This is a genomic window from Microbacterium oleivorans, assembly GCF_001644225.1.
In the GTDB taxonomy this organism is placed as follows: domain Bacteria; phylum Actinomycetota; class Actinomycetes; order Actinomycetales; family Microbacteriaceae; genus Microbacterium; species Microbacterium gawkjiense.
Genome location: NZ_LSTV01000002.1, coordinates 223,956 through 243,067, shown reverse-complemented (window position 1 = coordinate 243,067; position 19,112 = coordinate 223,956). Strand labels below are relative to the sequence as shown.

17 protein-coding genes are annotated in these 19,112 nt (G+C 71.2%); 7 read left to right on the top strand and 10 right to left on the bottom strand.

Features of this window, described 5'->3' with window-relative positions; all coding sequences use genetic code 11:
- Positions 1–25 precede the first annotated feature (25 nt).
- On the top strand, positions 26–778 hold the full coding sequence (locus AYL44_RS07755) for a hypothetical protein (protein WP_064002704.1): 753 nt from the start codon (positions 26–28) through the stop codon (positions 776–778).
- Between the two features lie 68 nt (positions 779–846).
- Here AYL44_RS07755 and AYL44_RS07750 read toward each other — a convergent pair whose 3' ends face one another.
- Genes AYL44_RS07750 through AYL44_RS07725 form a run of 6 tightly spaced genes read right to left on the bottom strand, consistent with a single transcriptional unit; the run spans position 847 to position 8,611 of the window.
- On the bottom strand, positions 847–2,115 hold the full coding sequence (locus AYL44_RS07750) for a glucoamylase family protein (protein WP_064002703.1): 1,269 nt from the start codon (positions 2,113–2,115) through the stop codon (positions 847–849).
- On the bottom strand, positions 2,112–3,803 hold the full coding sequence (locus tag AYL44_RS07745; RefSeq protein WP_064002702.1) for an ABC transporter ATP-binding protein: 1,692 nt from the start codon (positions 3,801–3,803) through the stop codon (positions 2,112–2,114). The genes AYL44_RS07750 and AYL44_RS07745 overlap by 4 nt, the downstream gene beginning before the upstream one ends.
- A complete protein-coding gene (locus tag AYL44_RS07740) occupies positions 3,803–4,807 on the bottom strand; it encodes an ABC transporter permease (RefSeq protein WP_064002701.1) in 1,005 nt (334 codons plus the stop codon). Before AYL44_RS07740 ends, AYL44_RS07745 begins: the two co-directional genes overlap by 1 nt.
- 17 nt (positions 4,808–4,824) lie before the next feature.
- The gene (locus tag AYL44_RS07735) at positions 4,825–5,808 is read right to left on the bottom strand and encodes an ABC transporter permease (protein WP_064002700.1); all 984 of its coding nucleotides are present in this window, start codon (positions 5,806–5,808) and stop codon (positions 4,825–4,827) included.
- 3 nt (positions 5,809–5,811) lie between these two features.
- Positions 5,812–7,515, bottom strand: coding sequence for an ABC transporter substrate-binding protein (locus AYL44_RS07730; protein ID WP_082886148.1), 1,704 nt, complete (start codon positions 7,513–7,515; stop codon positions 5,812–5,814).
- A 46-nt stretch (positions 7,516–7,561) separates the two neighbouring features.
- Complete coding sequence (locus AYL44_RS07725) at positions 7,562–8,611, bottom strand: LacI family DNA-binding transcriptional regulator (RefSeq protein WP_082886147.1); 1,050 nt, start codon at positions 8,609–8,611, stop codon at positions 7,562–7,564.
- Between the two features lie 114 nt (positions 8,612–8,725).
- On the opposite strand from AYL44_RS07725, the gene AYL44_RS07720 reads away from it, so the two are divergent.
- Positions 8,726–9,304 carry an NAD(P)H-dependent oxidoreductase gene (locus AYL44_RS07720; RefSeq protein ID WP_064002698.1) on the top strand — a complete coding sequence of 193 codons (579 nt, stop codon included), beginning with the start codon at positions 8,726–8,728 and terminating at the stop codon, positions 9,302–9,304.
- Between the two features lie 385 nt (positions 9,305–9,689).
- Here AYL44_RS07720 and AYL44_RS07715 read toward each other — a convergent pair whose 3' ends face one another.
- Positions 9,690–10,121: a GIY-YIG nuclease family protein gene (locus AYL44_RS07715; RefSeq protein WP_231872754.1), complete on the bottom strand. Its 432-nt coding sequence runs from the start codon at positions 10,119–10,121 to the stop codon at positions 9,690–9,692.
- Positions 10,122–10,258: 137 nt separating this feature from the next.
- On the opposite strand from AYL44_RS07715, the gene AYL44_RS07710 reads away from it, so the two are divergent.
- Together AYL44_RS07710 and AYL44_RS07705 are read left to right on the top strand one after the other, a co-directional pair.
- The gene (locus AYL44_RS07710; RefSeq protein ID WP_064002696.1) at positions 10,259–11,872 is read left to right on the top strand and encodes an alpha-amylase family glycosyl hydrolase; all 1,614 of its coding nucleotides are present in this window, start codon (positions 10,259–10,261) and stop codon (positions 11,870–11,872) included.
- Positions 11,869–13,056 carry a glycoside hydrolase family 1 protein gene (locus tag AYL44_RS07705; RefSeq protein ID WP_064002695.1) on the top strand — a complete coding sequence of 396 codons (1,188 nt, stop codon included), beginning with the start codon at positions 11,869–11,871 and terminating at the stop codon, positions 13,054–13,056. Before AYL44_RS07710 ends, AYL44_RS07705 begins: the two co-directional genes overlap by 4 nt.
- Before the next feature lie 178 nt (positions 13,057–13,234).
- Here the strand turns inward: AYL44_RS07705 and AYL44_RS07700 are convergent, their stop codons facing one another.
- A complete protein-coding gene (locus AYL44_RS07700; RefSeq protein WP_064002694.1) occupies positions 13,235–14,008 on the bottom strand; it encodes a hypothetical protein in 774 nt (257 codons plus the stop codon).
- An 85-nt stretch (positions 14,009–14,093) separates the two neighbouring features.
- Here AYL44_RS07700 and AYL44_RS07695 point away from each other — a divergent pair, with 85 nt between their 5' ends.
- Positions 14,094–14,606 (top strand): ASCH domain-containing protein, encoded by a 513-nt coding sequence (locus AYL44_RS07695; protein ID WP_064002693.1) that lies wholly within the window; start codon positions 14,094–14,096, stop codon positions 14,604–14,606.
- A gap of 29 nt (positions 14,607–14,635) precedes the next feature.
- Here AYL44_RS07695 and AYL44_RS07690 read toward each other — a convergent pair whose 3' ends face one another.
- Positions 14,636–15,976: a sensor histidine kinase gene (locus tag AYL44_RS07690; RefSeq protein WP_064002692.1), complete on the bottom strand. Its 1,341-nt coding sequence runs from the start codon at positions 15,974–15,976 to the stop codon at positions 14,636–14,638.
- A gap of 4 nt (positions 15,977–15,980) precedes the next feature.
- On the bottom strand, positions 15,981–16,658 hold the full coding sequence (locus tag AYL44_RS07685) for a response regulator transcription factor (protein ID WP_064002691.1): 678 nt from the start codon (positions 16,656–16,658) through the stop codon (positions 15,981–15,983).
- Between the two features lie 235 nt (positions 16,659–16,893).
- Between AYL44_RS07685 and AYL44_RS07680 the strand changes: the two genes are divergently transcribed.
- Both AYL44_RS07680 and AYL44_RS07675 read left to right on the top strand, forming a co-directional pair.
- Entirely contained in the window at positions 16,894–18,033 is a 1,140-nt protein-coding gene (locus tag AYL44_RS07680) for a thiamine pyrophosphate-dependent dehydrogenase E1 component subunit alpha (protein ID WP_064002690.1), read from the top strand.
- Positions 18,030–19,013 (top strand): alpha-ketoacid dehydrogenase subunit beta, encoded by a 984-nt coding sequence (locus AYL44_RS07675; RefSeq protein WP_082886146.1) that lies wholly within the window; start codon positions 18,030–18,032, stop codon positions 19,011–19,013. Before AYL44_RS07680 ends, AYL44_RS07675 begins: the two co-directional genes overlap by 4 nt.
- The last annotated feature ends 99 nt before the right edge of the window (positions 19,014–19,112 follow it).

The window sequence follows — 19,112 nt, the reverse complement described above, 5'->3', positions numbered from 1 at the left end:
ACGGGCGGTGTGCCACGATGCTCCTGTGGGGCGCCCGGTCGACGAGGAACTGAGCACGTTGCGCGCCCGCGCCTACGGGCCGGCCGCCGACATCCACCTCGATCCCGCGGCGCAGCAGCGTCTCGCCGAGCTCGAAGACGCCGCGCGCCCGGTCCCACACGAGGCCGACGTCGAGGAACCTGCGGTCGATCCGCGGGAGGAGGAGGATGCCGCGCCGACCGCGACCGCCGCGAGCGCGGTGCCCGTCGCCGAGCCGTCACCACCCTTCTGGCGACGCCCGCGCATGCGCCGAGCGCTGTGGATCGCGTCCGTCCTCGCCGCGGCGTCACTCGCAGCCGGCGTCACCTACGCCGCGGTCGCTTTCGCTCCCGTGCCGACCTCCGACGGCGCCGCCCAGATCGAAACGCTCACGCCCGGCGCTCCCGTGCAAATCCCGGACGGGTTCTTCGGGCTGGTGGAGGGAGCGCCCGTCTACGAGTACCGAGGTCTCACACTTTTCGTCTCCTCGTACGGCTTCGGAAGCGGCACGGGAGGCGCCAGCGAGCATTGCTTCAACGCGGTCGAGACCGCCCTCATCCCCAGCCCCGACGAGTTCAACCCGGAGTCATGGGGATTCGACGGAAACGTGTGGGGCGGGTGTTCCGTGGGCGCGTTCCGTGCGACAGCGGTCATTCCGCTGCGCGGGCCCGGCGCGCCTGACGCCGACCTCCCCGAGGGTCGCGCCCTCCAATTCGTCCTGGACGGCGATCGCATCGGCGTCTTCCTCGACCGCGGCTGACCCCCGCTCCCCTGTCACGAACCGCGGCATCGCACGGCGTGTTGTGACAGGGGAAGGCGGGACGCCGTCTACGCCTCGCAGAAGCCGAGTTTGTCCGCGCCGCGGGCGATCCACGGATGCCGCGAGAAGGCATCCCACACCAGGGTCGACCCGAGCGCCGCGGCGCCCAGCAGCGCCGTCGCGCCCTTGTTCAGGCCGTAGCGAGGCGGCGCGTACCAGGGCTCGTCGCCCTCGAGGTTGATGCCGTCGGTCGCGCCCCACTCGTTCCAGGCGCCCGGGTGCTCGTCGCGCAGCACGCGGAGCGCGGGTGCCACGGCATCCGGCGCGAGCGGCAGCGCGCCGAACAGCGACACCGGTGGGATCGTGCCGTCGTTCCGCGGCTCGTGCGCCGCGGGCCGCGCGCCGTTGACGACGTACCCGCCGGGTCCGAGCCCCGCCGCCGGACCCCACAGCCCCGCCGCGAAGGTCCGCCACGTGCCGGACTGGTCGGCGCACCACGCCTGCGACGCGAGCGACGCCTCGCGCGAGTTCGCCCACCAGTCCCGCCCGTCCTTGTCGCGCACCCGCTGGAACGGGTAGAACGCGAGAGGGAAGTGGTACGTGAACAGCGTCCCGCCGGGCTCGTACACGCACTCGTGGCCGCCGTACGATCCGACGGGCTTGTCGAACCCGTCCCACAGCGCCTGCGCGCGCTCCGGGGTGACGTCCGGGTGCCCGGCGGCGAGCAGGTACATCGTCAACTGCTCCGCGGTCATGCTCCACGCGCTCACGAACCCGGACTCGTCCGCGCCCTCGGCGTAGTCGTCGCCGGCCGAGCCGACCCAGGCCATGCGCAGCACGGTCCGCCCATCCGCCCCCGTCGCCGCCAGCCAGTTCCAGTCGATGCGCGCCAGCATCCGATCCACCGCGGCCGACACGTCGGCGTCGTCGAAGAAGGATGCCGCGACCACCGCGCCGCACAGGGCGAGGGTCGTGTCGATGGTCGAGTATTCCGACCGTCCCTGCCGCTCGCCGGTCGCGGCGTCGACGAAGTGCGCGAGGAACCCGTTCTTCTCGGGCACCGTCCGCTCGAGGGTCCGCATCGTGCCGCGCACGCGCTCGAGCACCTCGGTGCGGTCGAGGATGCCGCGCTCGACACCCACGCACCACGCCGCGAGCGCGAAGCCGGTAGCCGCGACGGTGGCGACGTCCGGCAGGTCGTCGCGGTCGAGCACGAGTCCGCATCCCGGGCCCGAGGGTGTCGAGAACCGCCAGAGCCAGCGGATCGAGGCATCCACCTCCGTCTCGGTGAGTTCGCGGATGTCGGCGGGCAGGGTCTCCACGGCGGGGAGCGTCATGCGGCGGACCTCTTCTCGAAGGGGTTGGGGATCGCGTCGAGCAGCTGCCGCGTATAGGCGGCCTGCGGGTTCTCGATCACCTGCTCGGCGGGGCCGGACTCGATGAGCTCGCCGTCCTTGAGCACGAGCGCGTGGTTCGCGAGGCTCTTCGCCGACAGCAGGTCGTGGGTGATGTACAGCATCCCGACGCCGTGGTCGGCGACGAGCGACTGCAGCACCTCGAGGATCTCGGCGCGGATCGACACGTCGAGGCTCGCGATCGGCTCGTCCGCGATGACGAGCCGCGGCTCGGCGGCGAGGGCGCGGGCGATGACGACGCGCTGGCGCTGACCGCCCGAGAGCTCGTGCGGGAGGCGCCCGATGAAGCGCCCCGCCGGCGTGAGCCCGACCGTTTCGAGCAGGCTCGCCGAGCGCTCGATCGCCTCGCGCCGCCCGACGTGCAGGAAGTTCACGAGCGGTCGCGCGAGCGAGTACCCGACGGTGAGCGTCGGGTTGAGCGCGGCGTAGGGGTCCTGGAAGACGTACTGCACGTTGCGGCGGTACTCCCGCGCGACCTTGCCGCGCAGCGATGCGATGTCGTGCATCTGCCCGTCCGCCTTGGCGGCGTAACGCACCGACCCCGACGACGGCACGTCGATGCGGGTGAGGATGCGCGCGATCGTCGACTTGCCCGAGCCGGACTGTCCGACGAGCGCCGTCACCTCGCCCTCGCGCAGCGTGAACGAGACGTCCTTCACGGCGTCGACGTGCTCGGTCTTCATCCCCTGCCGCTTCGCGAACCGGCGGCCGAGGTCCTCGATCTCGAGCACCGTCCGCCCCTGCACGGGAGCCTCCTGCGACACCTCCTCGGGCTCCTCGAGCTCGGCGCCGGTGTAGCCGGGCACGTCCTCGCCGAGCAGCTCGGCGTACGAGCCGACGAGGTGGATGGAGTACGGATGCCGCGGGCCCGGGCTCACGGCATCCGTCGCCGCGATGTCTTCGACGATCTCGCCCTCGTACATGACGGCGACGCGGTCCGAGAAGTCCAGCAGGGTGCCCATGTCGTGGGTGATGAGCACGGCGCCGAAGCGCTCGCGCTCCTGCAGTTCGCGGATCTTGTCGAGGATCGACTTCTGCACGACGACGTCGAGTCCGGTCGTAGGCTCGTCGAACAGCACGAGCTGCGGCTGCAGCGCCAGGGCGAGGGCGAGGTTCACGCGCTGCCGCATCCCGCCCGAGAGCTCGTGGGGGTACATGCCGAGGAAGCGCGTGTCGACGCTGACGAGGTCGAACAGCTCCTCGCAGCGCTCGCGGATCTTCTCGTCGCTGAAGTCGGTGTGCTCGTGCATGACGTCCTCGAACATGCGCCGCACGCGGACGACCGGGTTGAGCGAGTTCATGCTCGACTGGAACACCGTCGACACGTACGACCAGCGGTACGGGCGCAGGTCGTCGCCCGAGAGGTCGGTAACGTCCTGGTCGCCCCAGCGGATCGTGCCGCCGGTGATGCGCCCAGGGCTACGCAGCAGCTTCAGCACCGCCTGCGCGAAGGTCGTCTTGCCCGAGCCGGACTCGCCGGCGAGGCCGACGAACTCGCCCGGCGCGACCTGCAGGGACGCGTTCTTCACCGCCTCGACGGCGGCGCCGACCTTGGGACGGTACTGCACCGACAGGTTCTCGACCGAGAGAACGGATGCCGCAGTGGTCATCACTCCTCCTCCTCTTCGCGCAGGTGCGGGTTGCTCAGCATGTCGACGCCGAAGTTCACGAACGTCAGCGACGTCATGAGGAGCGCGAGCATGACACCGGGCGCGACGAGCCACACCCACAGTCCCTGCACGAGGGCGCCGTTGGCGTTGGCCTGCGCGAGCATCTGTCCCCAGCTCACGGTGTTGGGATCGCCGAAGCCCATGAACGACAGGCCGGCTTCGGCGGCGATGGCCGCGGTGGCCGCCCCGATGAACCCCGAGACGATCAGGGACGACATGTTCGGCATGATCTCGCGGAACACGACGCGCAGCATGCCGTCGCCGCCGAAGCGGGCGGCCGTCACGTAGTCGCGGTTGCGCATCGAGATGATGAGCGAGCGCATCTCGCGCGAGGCACCCGCCCAGCTGGTGATCGCGATGACGAAGACGAGGAGCGCGAGGCCGCGCGTCTCGCTGTACGCGACGATCACCATCATGAGCGGCAGGACCGGGATGACGAGGGCCAGGTTCGTCGCGAACGAGAGCACGTCGTCGAGCGCGCTGCCCTCGCGGTACCCCGCGAGCAGTCCCACGACGATGGCGATGACGATCGTCGCGAGGCCGCCGAGCACGCCGATCGCGAACGAGAGGCGCGTGCCGTGGACGAGCTGCGTGCCGATGTCGTAGCCGAGCGTGTTGGTCCCCATCCAGTGGGCCCAGCTCGGGTCCTGCGAGGGCGCGAAGGACGCGTCGGTCGGGCTGTACGGGGTCAGCACGTCCGCGAGGATCGCGATGAGCGCGAACACCGCCAGCATGACGATGCCGACACGCGCCTTCTTGCTCGACCAGATGACCTGGTACCAGCGCGGCGGCCGGACGACCGCGACGACCTCTTTCGTCGAGGCATCCGCTTCGGTGATGCGGCGCCGGAACGTCCGCACCGGCTCGGTGCGATCGGGCAGGGCGCCGCCCGCCGGCTGCGGCATCGACGCCGGCTGCGGGAGGGGGGTCTCTTCAGGAGCCATGAGGGGTCACCCGGCTTTCAGACCGACGCCCGGCGGGCGCGCGGGTCGATGAGCGGATAGATGAGGTCGACGATGAAGTTCGCCGTGAGGACGATGACGATCGTCGCGAGCAGGATCGCCTGCATGAGCGGGAAGTCGCGGTTGCTCGTGGCCTCACCCATGAGCCGGCCCATGCCGGGGTAGTCGAAGACGGTCTCGATGAGGATCGACCCGCCCATGAGCACACCGAGCGAGAGCGCGAAACCGGTGATGACAGGCAGCAGCGCGTTGCGGGCGGCGTAGCCGAGGGCGAGGGTGCGCTCCTTGAGGCCGGCGGCCGAGGCGAGGCGGATGTAGTCCTCGCCGAGCACCTGCACCATCGTGTTGCGCATCGACAGGATGAAGCCGATCGGCGCGGTCACCATGAGCGTGAGCGCCGGCAGGAAGCCGTGGGCGATCACGTCGGCGACGTGCTCGGGGGTTCCCGGGTCGGTATAGCCGTACCCGCCCGTCGCGGGGAACCAGCCCAGCGAGTAGGCGAAGAGGAACACGATGATGAGCGCGATCCACACCGACTGCAGGTTGCCGACGAAGGTCGAGCCGACCGAGATCGTGGCGTCGAACCGGCTGTTGCGCCGCCACGCGGCGATCGCGCCGAGCAGGGTGCCGACGAAGAACGACAGGATCTGCGTCAACCCGACGAGCACGAGCGTCCACGGGAGCGCCTTGCCCAGCACCTCGATGACCGGGGCGGGGAAGTACGTGAACGAGATGCCGAGGTCGCCCGCGGCCAACTGCTGCAGGTACTGCCAGTACGCGACGAACACGTTGTCGTCGCCGTAGCCGAGCATCGTCCGGATCGCGGCGACCTGCGCGGGGTCCACCTCGCCGCGACCGGTGAGCTGGGTCACCATGATCTCGGCGGGGTCACCGGGCTGCAGCCGCGGGATGATGAAGTTCAGCGTGATCGCCGCCCACAGGGTGAGCAGGAAGTAGCCCGTCTTGCGTGCGTAGTACACCATCGGTCAGTCCTTCTCCGAAGAGGTGGATGCCGCGGCATCCCCCGGCGGCCGCAGTTCCGGCGCGATCCGGATCAGCTGGTCGACGGGGTAGGGGTTCTCGTCGCTCGGCCAGCCCACCGCGTTCTCGGTGCGGTAGATGAGCCGGTTCGGCGCGTACTGCAGGGCGATGTAGGGGAACTCCGTCATGAAGACGTCGATGACCTCCGCCTCGATCTCCTTCGCGCGGGCGGGATCGGTCGTGTTCGACCACTCGTCGACGAGCGCGTCCATCTCGGGATCCGAGTAGCGGGCGCGGTTGAGGAGGAGCTCCTTGTCCTTCGAGATCTGCGACGACTGCAGTCGCGCACCGAGGTCCCTCGAGCGCTGGCATCCGCCGCCGACGAAGTCGACGACCATGTCGAAGTCACCGGAGCGCTGCATCCCGTCGACCGCGTTCGGGTCGGTGGTGACCATCTTGATCTGCACACCGACGTCCTTGGCGTTGCGGACGATCACGTCGGCCATCGCGATGATGTCCATCCAGCCGGCCTGCACGCTGAAGACGAACGAGAGCGGCTTGCCCTCGGCGTCGACGCGCCACCCGTCGGCGCCGCGCTCGTAGCCGGCGGCGTCGAGCAGTTCGTTCGCCTTGTCGGGGTCGTAGGGGATGTAGGCCTTGTCGCCCTGCCACTTCTCGGGGAGGTCCTGCTCCTGGAAGGGGAGCAGGAGCATCGTCTGGCTGGCGGGCTCCATGATCCCGAACGTCGCGCGCTCGGTGATCGCCTCGCGGTCGATCGCGTACGCCAGTCCCTCACGGAACTTCGGGTCGTTCAGCACGGGCCGCTCGTTGTTGATCGCGAGCACCGTGGTCGCGTCCGGCGGGTAGAAGAAGTGCGCGTTCTCGGGGTCGGGTGCGACGACCGAACGGTTCGGGTTCGGGATGTCGCCGCGGTACAGATCGAGCGCACCGCCGCGCAGCTTCAGCGCGCCGGAGTTGGCGTCGTACTGGCCCTCCATCGAGATCTGCTGGATCTTGACCTCGTCGGCGTTCCAGTAGTTCGGGTTGCGCTCCAGGACGAGTCGGCGACCGTTGTAGTCCTTCGGCATGAAGGGTCCGGTCGCGACTCCGACCGTGTCGACGAAGAGGGTGGGGTCGCCCTGCTCCGCGTAGATGTGCTCGGGCAGGATCTTCATCGTCGAGAGGATGCCGTCGGTCTTCGGCACCGCCGCACCCGTGAACCGGATCTCGACCGTGTGGTCGTCGAGGGCGGTCACGCTCTCGGCCGGCGCGCCGAAGTACTCACCCCAGATGCCGGCGCGGTCGGCGGCGGGGAACTCCTTGCCGACCATGAACGTGTAGACGACGTCGTCGGCGGTGAACGGCTCGCCGTCGCTCCACTCCACGCCCTGGCGCAGCGTCAGCACCATGCGGTCCGGTGTCGGCCACTCGTAGGAGGTGGCGAGCCACGGGATCGCCTCGCACGTGAACCGGTCGCGGATCATGAGCGGCTCGAACAGCCAGGTCTGCACGGTCGCGTTCGGCGAGAGCCAGTTGTAGTTCAGGATGCCCTGCACCGAGCCGGACGCCTCGGACGGCATCCGGATCTCCGCGATCATGCCCTCTGCCGCCGGCGGTGCCGGCTCGAGCCCGATGTTCGCGCAGGCGGACGTCGCCAGCAGCGCGGACACCAGGGCGGCGCTCGCCGCGACTCTCGTGCGCTTTCTCATCGGAACCTCCTCGTTCCTCGGGTGTGGGGCGCTCCGCGCCCGGGTCTCAGTCGGTGATCGCCTCGGGGTCGGCGGCGCATCCGCAGGATTCGCGGATCACGAGCCGGGTCGGCAGCACCGTCCGCGGGTCGAGGGTCTCGCCGAGGGCGCCGGCGGCGGCGCGCGCGCCGAGCTCGGCGACCGGCTGGTGCACCGTGGTCAACCGGGGCGACGCGATCTCGGCGAGCGACTGGTCGTCGAAGCCGGTGATCGCGACGTCCTGCGGGATGCGGTGGCCGAGGCCGGGCAGTGTCGCGAGCAGACCGATCGCGAGCTCGTCGTTCGCGCAGACGAGCGCATCGGGCAGCGCGCTCTCGTGCACCTGCCGGGCGGCGAGGGCGCCGCTGCGGACGTCGAGTCCGTAGCGCAGCGGCTCGCCGGCCTCGTCGAGCCCCGCCTCGCGCAGGGCGTCCCGGAAGCCTTCGTAGCGCAGCGTGGTGTCGGGCGATCCGGCCGGCTCGCCGACGAACGAGAGCCGGCGGTGGCCGTGCACCTCGATGAGGTGGCGGGTGAGTTCTGCGGCGGCGCTGCGTCCGTCGGTCAGCACCGCCGGAGCGTCCTCGCTCTCGCCGGCGACCACGACGACGCGTCCGGATGCCGCGAGTCGGGCGATCTCGGCATCCGGCACCGTCCCTCCGGCGATGATGAGTCCGTCGGTGCGCTCGGCGAGCTGGCGGACGGAGGCCACGGCGTCGGGGCGCAGGTGGGTTCCGAGGACGTTGATCGCGACGCCGCGCTCGACGGCGACCGACTCCGCGCCCTCGATGAGGGCGGCGAAGTACGGGCCGCCGAGGCCCGGGAGGACGATGCCGAGGGTGTTGGTGCGCTGATACGAGAGGGCGCGGCCGAGGGACGAGGGGGTGTATCCCAGGCGGTCGATCGCCTCGCGGACGCGGTCCTTGGTCTCGCCGGCGACGCGGGGGTCGTCGTGCGTCACGCGCGACACCGTTGCGACCGAGACGCCCGCGGCCCGTGCGATGTCGCGGATCGTGGGGCGGGAGCTGCCGCCGTGCGAGCGGGTGCGCGACCGGGGGGTCTGCGCGTCATGGGTCGTCATGTCCCTCCGTCACCTCCTCGTGAGATCGGGATCCGGCGATGTAACCGGATACATCGAGCGACTGTAGCGCTGGTAACCGGTTACATCAAGACCCTGCGCCCGCAGAATGGAGGGATGAGCTCCCTCCTCGTCGTCGCGCACCCGGATCCGCGGTCCTTCACTCACCACGTCGCCGACCGCCTCGCCGCCGCTCTGCCGGCGGGCGAGGCCGAGGTCGCCGATCTCGCGGCCGAGGGCTTCGACCCCCGCTTCACCCTGGCCGATCGGCACGCGTACGCCGTGGCGGGGGAGTACCCCGCGGACGTCGCCGCCGAGATGGCCCGCATCGACCGCGCCGACCATCTCGTGCTCGTCTTCCCGGTGTTCTGGTGGTCGATGCCCGCCCTCCTCAAGGGTTGGATCGATCGGGTGTTCGCGAACGGGTGGGCCTTCGGCGTCGGCGAAGGCGGCGGCATCCGCCCCGGACTCGGCAGACTCACGGTGCACCTCGTGCCCGTCGCGGGCTCGGATGCCGCGCTCTACGAGCGGCGCGGATACGATCGCGCCTTTGCGACCCAGATCGAGACCGGCATCCTCGACTACTGCGGGGTGCGTCGCGGGCGGACCGAGTTCCTCTACGACGCGGATGCCGGTGGTGCCGCCGCCGACGTCGATGCCGTCGTCGCGCGCATCACCGCCGCGGTCCGCGCCTGACTGCGGGAGGAGTCCCCGGGCCCGAACCGCGGGGGGAGGTCGGCTCGACGGCCCGGGGCTCCCGAATGCGTCGCCGTGACAGGGGAGACGCGATTCCGCGCGGACGACCCGGGGCTGGGTTGCCCGCGACGATACGCGTGCATCCGCCCGAGCGGAAGGGGTGAGACCCGGCTGGAGGGGGGTCTCCCCCGGACCCCAGCCGGGTCATGGTGCTGCAGCGGGGCCCGCATGCGGAATCGCCTTTGTCCCCCAGAGACCAAACCGAGTGCGGGCTAACCAGCTCCCCAAATGGTGGTCCTACAGCACGTGAGAATCTACTCATGTTGGGAGACGTTCTTGTCCCCCTTTCGGGGGACAAGCGTCGTGTGGTAGAACTTTTGGCCGCCTACGAGGATCGGCGTCGGAACGCGTCGCCGAGCCAGCGGTCGTAGGCCGCCCACGGGTCGCCGATGCGCTCTCGCACGGCGTCGATGTGCGCCGTGAGCGCCCCGGTCAGTGTGAACCATTCGCCGCCCTCGCGAAGCTCGGCGTACTCGCGGTGTCGCTGCTGTTCCAGAGCGCGGTCGCCCGGTTCGAAGGCCAGCAGCTCGTCGTGCATGATCGCGGCCAACCGGCGCCGCGGCGTCGCCGACGTGCCGATCTTCACGCGGTCGCGGTACCGCAGGTAGTAGACCACGTCGATCCGCGGCGGCGGGATGTCGGGGTCGGGGGCGTCGCCCAGCCGCCACCCGCAGCGCGTGCAGTACCAGGCGTCATCGCGGCGCTCGCCGATCATGCCGCCGCAGAGGCGGCAGCGCGAGGGCAGGGCATCGGGCACGTGAGCATGGTGGCACCGACGGCCGACACCGCGTGGGTGGCGACGTGCGACCGGCCTGGATGTAACCGGATACATCGGGTACAGTCCCCGTGGTAACCGGTTACATGACCTGCAACGACGCAGAAGGAGGATGAGGGATGCCGTCATCGACCCTCGCCGATCGCCTCGATCGGATCGTGCTGTACCAGGTGTATCCGCAGAGCTTCGCGGATGCCGACGGTGACGGCATCGGCGATCTCGACGGGCTCGCGGGCCGCCTCGACCACCTGTCCTGGCTGGGCGTCGACGCCGTGTGGATCAACCCCTGCTTCGTCTCGCCCATGCGCGACGCCGGGTACGACGTCGCGGACTTCGATCACGTCGACCCGCGTTACGGAGGCGATGCCGCCCTCGACCGGCTGATCGCCGAAGCCGACCGACGCGGCATCGCCGTCCTGCTCGACCTCGTGGCCGGGCACACGTCCGACCGGCATCCCTGGTTCCAGGCGGCGATCGCCGACAACACCGATCATCGGTACGTCTTCTCGGACCGCGCCGCCGAGGGGTTCGAGCCGGTTCCCGGCCCGCGCGGCGGCTTCTACAAGCCGAACTTCTTCGCCTTCCAGCCCGCGCTGAACTTCGGGTACGCGCGACCCGCCGCCGACGAGCCCTGGCGGCAGCCCGTCGACGCCGACGGGCCGCGGCAGAACCGCGACGCCCTCGTCGACATCATCCGCCGCTGGTACGACCGCGGGGTGCAGGGGTTCCGGGTCGACATGGCCGCTTCGCTCGTGAAGGACGACCCCGGCCACGTCGAGACGGCGAAGCTCTGGAACGGGATCCGATCCCGGCTCGACGCCACCCACCCGGGCCGGGTGCTCCTGTCCGAATGGGGGGACCCGGCGCGGGCGGTCCCGGCGGGCTTCCACAGCGACTTCTTCCTCCAGTTCGGCGGCGACAGCGACGGCTGGCCGCTCAAGTCCCTCTTCAACGACAACGCCGGCACCGTGCACGAGGCGTGGAACCAGACCGAGGTGTGGGCCGGCGCCGACGGCACGGGTGACGCGGCGGACTTCGTCGCCGCGTGGCGGGAGGCCGCCGACGCGATCGAGCGCGACGGCCGCGGCGGCGTCGTCGGGCTCCCGACGGCGAACCACGACTTCACACGCATGGTCAGCGGCCCCCGCGACGCCGAGCAGGCCCGCCCCGCGCTCCTGCTCGTCCTCACCTGGCCGGCGATGCCGTCCGTCTACTACGGCGACGAGATCGGCATGCGGTACCTCCCCGGGCTCTCGCCGCACGAAGGCTCCTCGCTCGGACCGCGCTACGAGCGCGCCGGGTCGCGGACGCCCATGCAGTGGGGCGAGGTGGGCGACGGCATCCACCCCTCGCGGTACCTGCCCGAGGACCCCGACCCGGCGCGGCCGACCGTCGCGGACCAGCGCGACGACCCCGACTCGCTCCTGAGCTTCGTCCGCGCGGCGATCGCGCTGCGCCGCACCGACCCGCGGCTGTCGGCCCGCGCCGACGTCGAGGTGCGGACGACCGCGTACCCCTTCACCTACGTGCGGGGCGGCTCCCTGCTGGTGGCGCTCAACCCGTCGCGGACGCCGCGGACGGTGACGGATGCCGGTGGCCGCCTGCTCCACGGATACGCCGCGCGCCTGTCCGGCGACGCCCTCCACCTCGACGCCTTCGGCTGCGCCGTCGTCGAGCTCGACCAGACCCCCGCCGCGGCACCCGCGGCATCCGATGAAAGGACCCGCGCATGACGACGCACACCGGACCGACGACCCCCGCGCCCGAGGGCTTCCTCTGGGGCGCCGCGACCGCCGCGCACCAGATCGAGGGCGGCAACGTGAACACGGCGCACTGGGAGTTCGAGCACGCGCCCGACACGACCGTGGAGGAACCCTCCGGAGACGCCTGCGACTCGTACCACCGCTACCCCGAGGACATCCGCCTGCTCGCCGAGGCGGGCCTGGACACCTACCGCTTCTCGATCGAGTGGGCGCGGATCGAACCCGAGAAGGGGATCGTCTCGCGGGCGCAGCTCGACCACTACCGGCGCATGATCGACACGTGCCGGGATGCCGGCATCACCCCGTTCGTGACGCTGCACCACTTCACCGTGCCGCGCTGGCAGGGCCGCGACGGCGGCTGGTACGCCGACGACGTCGTCGACCGGTTCCGCCGGTACACCGAGACGGCGACCCGCATCCTCGACGACGTCGAGTACGTCGTCACGATCAACGAGCCCAACATGATGGTCAACCAGACCGAGGCGAAGATCGACACCGAGCAGGGCGTCAACTTCCCCGGGCCGTCGCCGCACGTCGCGCAGGTCATCGCGCAGGCGCACCACGCCTCGCGCGAGGTGCTGTCGGGGCTCGGCCACGTGAAGAGCGGGTGGTCGGTCGCGAACCAGGTGTACCAGGCGGTGCCGGGGTACGAGAAGGAGCGCGACGAGTGGGGCTACTGGCGCGAGGACTACTACCTCGAGCAGGCCCGCGACGACGACTTCATCGGCGTGCAGTCCTACCTGCGGACGATCATCGGCCCCGACGGTCCGGTGCCCTTCCCCGACGACGTCGAGCGCACCCTCACCGGCTGGGAGTACTACCCCGAGGCCCTCGGCCACGCGCTGCGCCACACCCACGAGGTGACCGGCGGCATCCCCATGATCGTCACCGAGAACGGCATGGCGACGGCCGACGACACCCGGCGCATCGACTACACGACCGGCGCGCTCGAGGGGGTCTCGGCCGCGCTCCGCGACGGCCTCGACGTGCGGGGGTACCTGCACTGGTCGCTGCTCGACAACTACGAGTGGGGTTCGTACCGTCCGACGTTCGGGCTCATCCACGTCGACCACGAGACCTTCGCCCGCACGCCCAAGCCGAGCCTCGCGTGGCTCGGCGACCTGGCGCGCCGCGGGGTGATCCCGGCGGCGTGAGGCTCGCGCGCCGTCGCTTCGCGGTGTTGATCCGTCGCTTCGCGAGGAGATGGAGGTTCCCGAGGACCGGTTCGAGCGGATGCCTCCTCTCGAACCGACATCTCCTCGCGAACGCACGACAGGGCGCGGACCCCGGAAGGTCCGCGCCCTGTCACGGATGCCGCGGGGCGGCATCCGCTCAGTCGTCGAGTTCGGTCTTCAGCACCGTGCCGGACGCGTCGAGGGTGACCTCCACGATCTGACGGTCGCCCGTGAGGATCGACACGTCGAACGGGGAACGGTTGTCGTCGTCGGCGTCGATGTCGATGATGCGCCCGGGCTGCTCCGCGAGGGCCGCGTCGACCATGGCCTGCAGCGTGGCGGTGTCGAGCACGTTCTGCGGCGCCCGGTCGTCGGCGTCGGGTCCTTCCGTCTCGCGCACGACCGCCTGGCCGTCCGCATCGACGAGGACCTCGGTCTCGGACCCGTCGGCACCCGTCAGGGTGACGTCCCAGCTGCCGTCGCGGTTCGCGTCGATCGCGGTCGGCTCGCCGTCGGCGACGCCCTGCGCAGCCTTCGCGATGCCGTCGAGCGCAGCGGCGTCGGACGCACCGAACTCGCCGGACGCGGTCGTCGCCGCGGTGTCGTCGTCGACGTCGGACGCATCGTCGTCGCTGTCGTCGACGCGCGTGGCGTCGGCCTCGCCCTGCGTTCCGGCGGCGGTGTCCTGCGCGCCGTCGGCCGCGCCCCGCTGGCTGACGGCGACGCCGTCCAGGCGGTCGTCGTCGTCGTCGAGCGCGGAGCCGATCGCGACGCCGCCGCCGACGAGCAAGAGTGCGCCGAGCGCTGCGCCACCGGCGATCAGCGCGGTGCGGCCGCGCCGCTTCGCGGGCTTGTCCGCCGCCGGCTCGGCGGCGGGCGTGTACGGCTGGGTGGGGGTGGACGGGTCGGGGGTGGTGGTGTTCTCGCTCATGCACCCAGAGTGCCGAGCGGGCACTGAAGCCCACCTGAAGCGACCTGAAGCGGTCTTCAGGATGCCGGGATGCCAGGATCGTGGGATGTCCGAAAGTCTCTCCTCCGCCGCCTTCCCCCTCGATCGTGACACCGCCGATCGGATGTGGGCCGACTACCGCGCCGCGCATCCCGCTGCCGCGGCAGCAGGCCCGGAGTACACCGTCGAGCACTTCGGCGACAGCCCGCGACTGGCCGATCAGCTGCTCGACGCCGTGCTGAACGGCCCGAAGCGGGCGACCTCCGAACTGGTCGCGGAGTTCTTCGAGCACGGCGACCAGCTGCCGCGGATCGGTTCGCACTGGATCGCGTGCGACGGCACCGGCGCGCCGCGCATCATCATCCGCAGCACCGAACTGCGCGTCGGCCCGTTTGCGAGCGCCGACGCGGCCTTCGCGTTCGACGAGGGCGAGGACGATCGCTCCCTCGAGAGCTGGCAGCGCGAGCACCGCCGCTACTTCACGCGGGTCGCCGCCGCCCGCGGCGCGGAGTGGTCCGAGGACGACGAGATCGTCTTCGAACGGTTCGCGGTGGTCTGGCCGCCCGAGCACGCCGACTGAGCGCTCCTGCCTGAGCGCCCTCGCCGCCCTCAGTCCGCGGCGGGCAGCCGGACCGTGAAGCGCGCGCCGCCCAGCGGCGATTCGTCCACCGTCACCGTGCCTCGCGAGGCCCGCACCACGCCGGCGACGATCGAGAGGCCGAGGCCGCTGCCCCCGGCATCCCTCGCCCGTCCTTCGTCGAGGCGCACGAAGCGCTCGAACACGCGCTCGCGCTCCGAGGCGGGGATGCCGCTGCCGTCATCGTCGACCGTCAGCACCGCGTCGGCGCCGTCGCGGGTGACTCCCACCGCGATCCGGGATGACGCGTGCCGGGCCGCGTTGTCGGCCAGGTTCCGCGCGATCCGCCCGAGCAGACGTTCGTCGCCCGTGACCTGCACCGCCGTGATGGCGGAACCGTCGACGCTCACTCCGGCTGCGCGCAGGCGCGAGACCTCGGCGAGGGCGAGGTCGTCGAGGTCCACGACACCTCGCTGCGAGGGGGCCTGCTCGTCGAGCCGGGCGAGCACCAGCAGGCCCTCGACGAGGTCCTGCATCCGCAGCCCCTCCTCGGTGACGACCTCGGCGAGGTCGTCGAGGGTCGTCGCCTCGGGGTGCGCACGGGCGAGTTCCGCGTGCTGACGCATGGTCGCGAGCGGGGAACGCAGTTCGTGCGAGGCATCCGACACGAACCTGCGCTGCGCGGTGGCGGACGCGTCGAGCCGGTCGAGCATGCGGTTCATCGTGCCGGCGAGGGCCGCGATCTCGTCACCCGACGACGGCTCGACAACGCGCCGGTCGAGGCGGTCGCCGGTGATCTCGTCGACTTCGCGGCGGATGCGCTCGACGGGCCGCAGGGCGCGGCCGACGACCCACCAGGTGACGGCGGCGACCACGAGCACGACGAGCAGGGTGGATGCCGCGAGCAGCCACCCGGCGGTGGCGAGGGTCGCGTCGTCGTCCTCGACGGACACCGCCAGCACCACCCGCGCGTCGGCGGACGGCTCATCGTCATCGTCGTCGCTTTCTCGGCCGCCGTCGTCGACGTCCGCCACGACGACGAGGACGCGTTCGCCGTCGTACACGACGGTCTCGCCGTCGCGGTCGGCGGGCAGCGCTCCCGCGCGGGCGTCGTCCGAGGAGGCGACGACGGTACCCGCGCCGTCGACGACCTGCACGATGTCGTCGTCGAGGTCGTCGACGGCGTCGACCCCGAACTCGTCGACGCGCACGGCGATCTCCCCCGCCCGCGTCTCGGCGGTCCGGGTCGTCGCGCCGCGGATCTCCGCGCCGAGCACGGCACTGAAGCTCAGCGAGGCGAGGACCATGACGACCGCGACGATGAGGGTCGCCGCGGCGGTGATGCGCGTGCGGAGCGACCTGACCCGCGGCATCCGCTCAGCCACCGTCGACCGCCAGTCGGTACCCGGCGCCGCGGACGGTCTCGATCGCGTTCCGGTCGAAGGGACGGTCGAGCTTGCGGCGCAGATGCCCGACGTAGACCTCGACGATGTTCGGGTCGCCGTCGAAGTCGTCGTCCCAGACACCCGCGATGAGGTCGCGCTTGGAGACGACCTGGCCCTTGTGGCGGATGAGGTGCAGCAGCACGGCGAACTCGCGCGAGGTCAGCTCGACGGCCGTGTCGCCCCGGCGGACGCGGCGGGCGGCGGGGTCGACGTGCAGGTCACCGGCCTCGAGCGCCACGGGACGTTCGACGCCGCCGCGGCGGATGAGCGCCCGCAGCCGCGCGACCAGCACGGGGTACGAGAAGGGCTTCGTGACGTAGTCGTCGGCGCCCGCGTCGAGCGCGTCGACCTGGTCCCACTCGCCGTCTTTGGCCGTCAGCATGAGGACGGGGGTCCAGTTCTCCTCGGCGCGGAGGGCCTCGCAGACCTTCCAGCCGCTCATCCCCGGCATCATCAGGTCGAGCACGATCGCGTCGTACCTCGTCTCGCGGGCGCGCCACAGCCCGTCGACGCCGTTGTGCGCGACGTCGACGGCGAACCCCTCGGCTTCGAGCCCGCGCCGCACGCCGTCCGCAAGGCGCACCTCGTCGTCGACCACCAGAACACGCATGCGCCCAGTGTGGCGTGCGCACGCTGAAGCACGGCTGAAGCCGCCCCGTCGCCGCCGCCGCTCCTTCCCCTGTCACAACACGCCGCCGCGCTCCGCACTTCGCGACAGGCGAGTGCGGACGGTGGGCGGATGCCGGGCCGCGCGACGCCGGCTTGTCCCGAGGGAACGGCGAATCGCGGCATCCGTTGTCGACCTCATGCAGAACCGCTCATGCGTCGGGGTCTAGCGTGGGAGGGTGACCCCCTCGTTCGAGGCTCCGGCCGAAGCATCCGACGTCGTCCGCGTCCTCGCCGCCGACGGTTCGTACGACCCCTCCGACGCGGCTGAGCGCTACCTGCCGCTGATCGACGCCCTCACCGACACCGAGCTCGAGACGTTCTACCGCGACATGGTCGTGGTGCGCGCCTTCGACCGGCAGGCGACCAACCTGCAGCGTCAGGGCCAGCTCGCACTGTGGCCGCCGTCCCTCGGACAGGAGGCCGCGCAGGTCGGCTCGGCGAGGGCGACGCGCGCGCACGATCACGTCTTCCCGTCCTACCGCGAGCACGTCGTCGTCACGACCCGCGGCGTCGACCCGATCGACATCATCCGGCTGATGCGCGGGCTCACCCACGGCGGGTGGAACCCGGCCGAGCACCAGAACACGCACATCTACACGCTCGTCCTCGGCGCGCAGACCCTGCACGCGACGGGCCTCGGCATGGGCCTCGTCTTCGACGGGCGCACCGGCACCGGCGACCCCGAGAAGGACGAGGCGGTCATCGTCTACTACGGCGACGGCGCCTCGAGCCAGGGCGACGTGCACGAGGCGATGGTGTTCGCCGCGAGCTACCGGACGCCGCAGGTCTTCTTTTTGCAGAACAACCACTGGGCGATCTCGGTCCCCGTCTCGACGCAGTCGCGCGTCCCGCTCGCCCGCCGCGGCGACGGCTACGGCATCCCCGCCGTCCGCGTCGACGGCAACGACGTCCTCGCGAGCTACGCGGTCAGCAGGGTCGCCCTCGACGAGGCGCGCGCCGGCGGCGGCCCCCGCGCGATCGAGGCGCTGACCTACCGCATGGGCGCCCACACGACCAGCGACGACCCGACCAAGTACCGCACGAGCGACGAGGAGCAGTCGTGGCTGCGCCGCGACCCGATCGCGCGCATGCGGGCCTTCCTGCAGAACCGGGGCGCCTCGGCATCCTTCTTCGAAGAGGTGGATGCCGCAGCCGCCGCCTACGCCGACGACGTGCGCGTGCGCACGAACGCCCTGGGCGACATCCCCACCGGCGTCATGTTCGACCACGTCTACGGCGACGCCCACCCGCTCGTGCAGGAGCAGCAGCGCTGGCTCGCCGAGTACGAGGCATCCTTCGAGGAGGGGAACGCGTGAGCGACATCCAGACCCTGCCGTTCGCGAAGGCGCTCAACGCCGGCCTCCGCGCGGCGATGACCGCGGACGACCACGTCCTGCTCATGGGCGAGGACATCGGGCCGCTCGGCGGCGTCTTCCGCGTGACCGAGGGCCTGCACGCCGAGTTCGGACCGCAGCGCGTGCTCGACACGCCGCTGGCCGAGTCGGGGATCGTCGGCACCGCGATCGGCCTCGCGATGGCGGGGTTCCGTCCCGTCATCGAGATCCAGTTCGACGGCTTCGTCTTCCCCGCCTTCGACCAGATCACGACGCAGCTCGCGAAGCTCGCGAACCGGCACGAGGGGCACGCGAACTTCCCCCTCGTCATCCGCATCCCCTACGGCGGGCACATCGGTGCCGTCGAGCACCACCAGGAGAGCCCCGAGGCGTACTTCGCGCACACCCCGGGTCTGCGGGTCGTGTCGCCCTCGACGCCGAACGACGCCTACTGGATGATCCAGGACGCGATCGCCTCGCCCGACCCGGTGATCTTCCTCGAGCCGAAGGCGAAGTACTGGATGAAGGGCGAGGTGGATGTCGCGGAGCGGGCGCTCCCGCTGCACGCCTCCCGCGTCGTCCGCCGCGGCACCGATGTCACGCTCGTCGGTCACGGTGCGATGGTGACGACCCTCCTGCAGGCCGCCGCCCTCGCCGAGGGCGAGGGCACCTCGTGCGAGGTCATCGACGTGCGCTCGCTGTCGCCGATCGACTACGAGCCGATCCTCGAGTCGGTGCGCCGCACGGGGCGCATGGTCTACGCGCAGGAGGCGCCCGGCAACGTGTCGGTCGGCTCCGAGGTGGCCGCGACCGTCATGGAGCGCGCGTTCTACGCGCTCGAGGCGCCCGTGCTCCGGGTCTCGGGCTTCGACGTCCCGTTCCCGCCCGCGAAGCTCGAGGGGCAGTACCTCCCCGACGCGGACCGCATCCTCGAGGCCGTCGACCGCGCCCTCGCCTACTGACTCCGCCGACGATGCCTCCCTACCCGCGACCCCCACACATCCGCGAGACTGCACGTGTGCGTCGAGACTGCGGCGTCACCCCGCTGTCTCGGCGCGCGT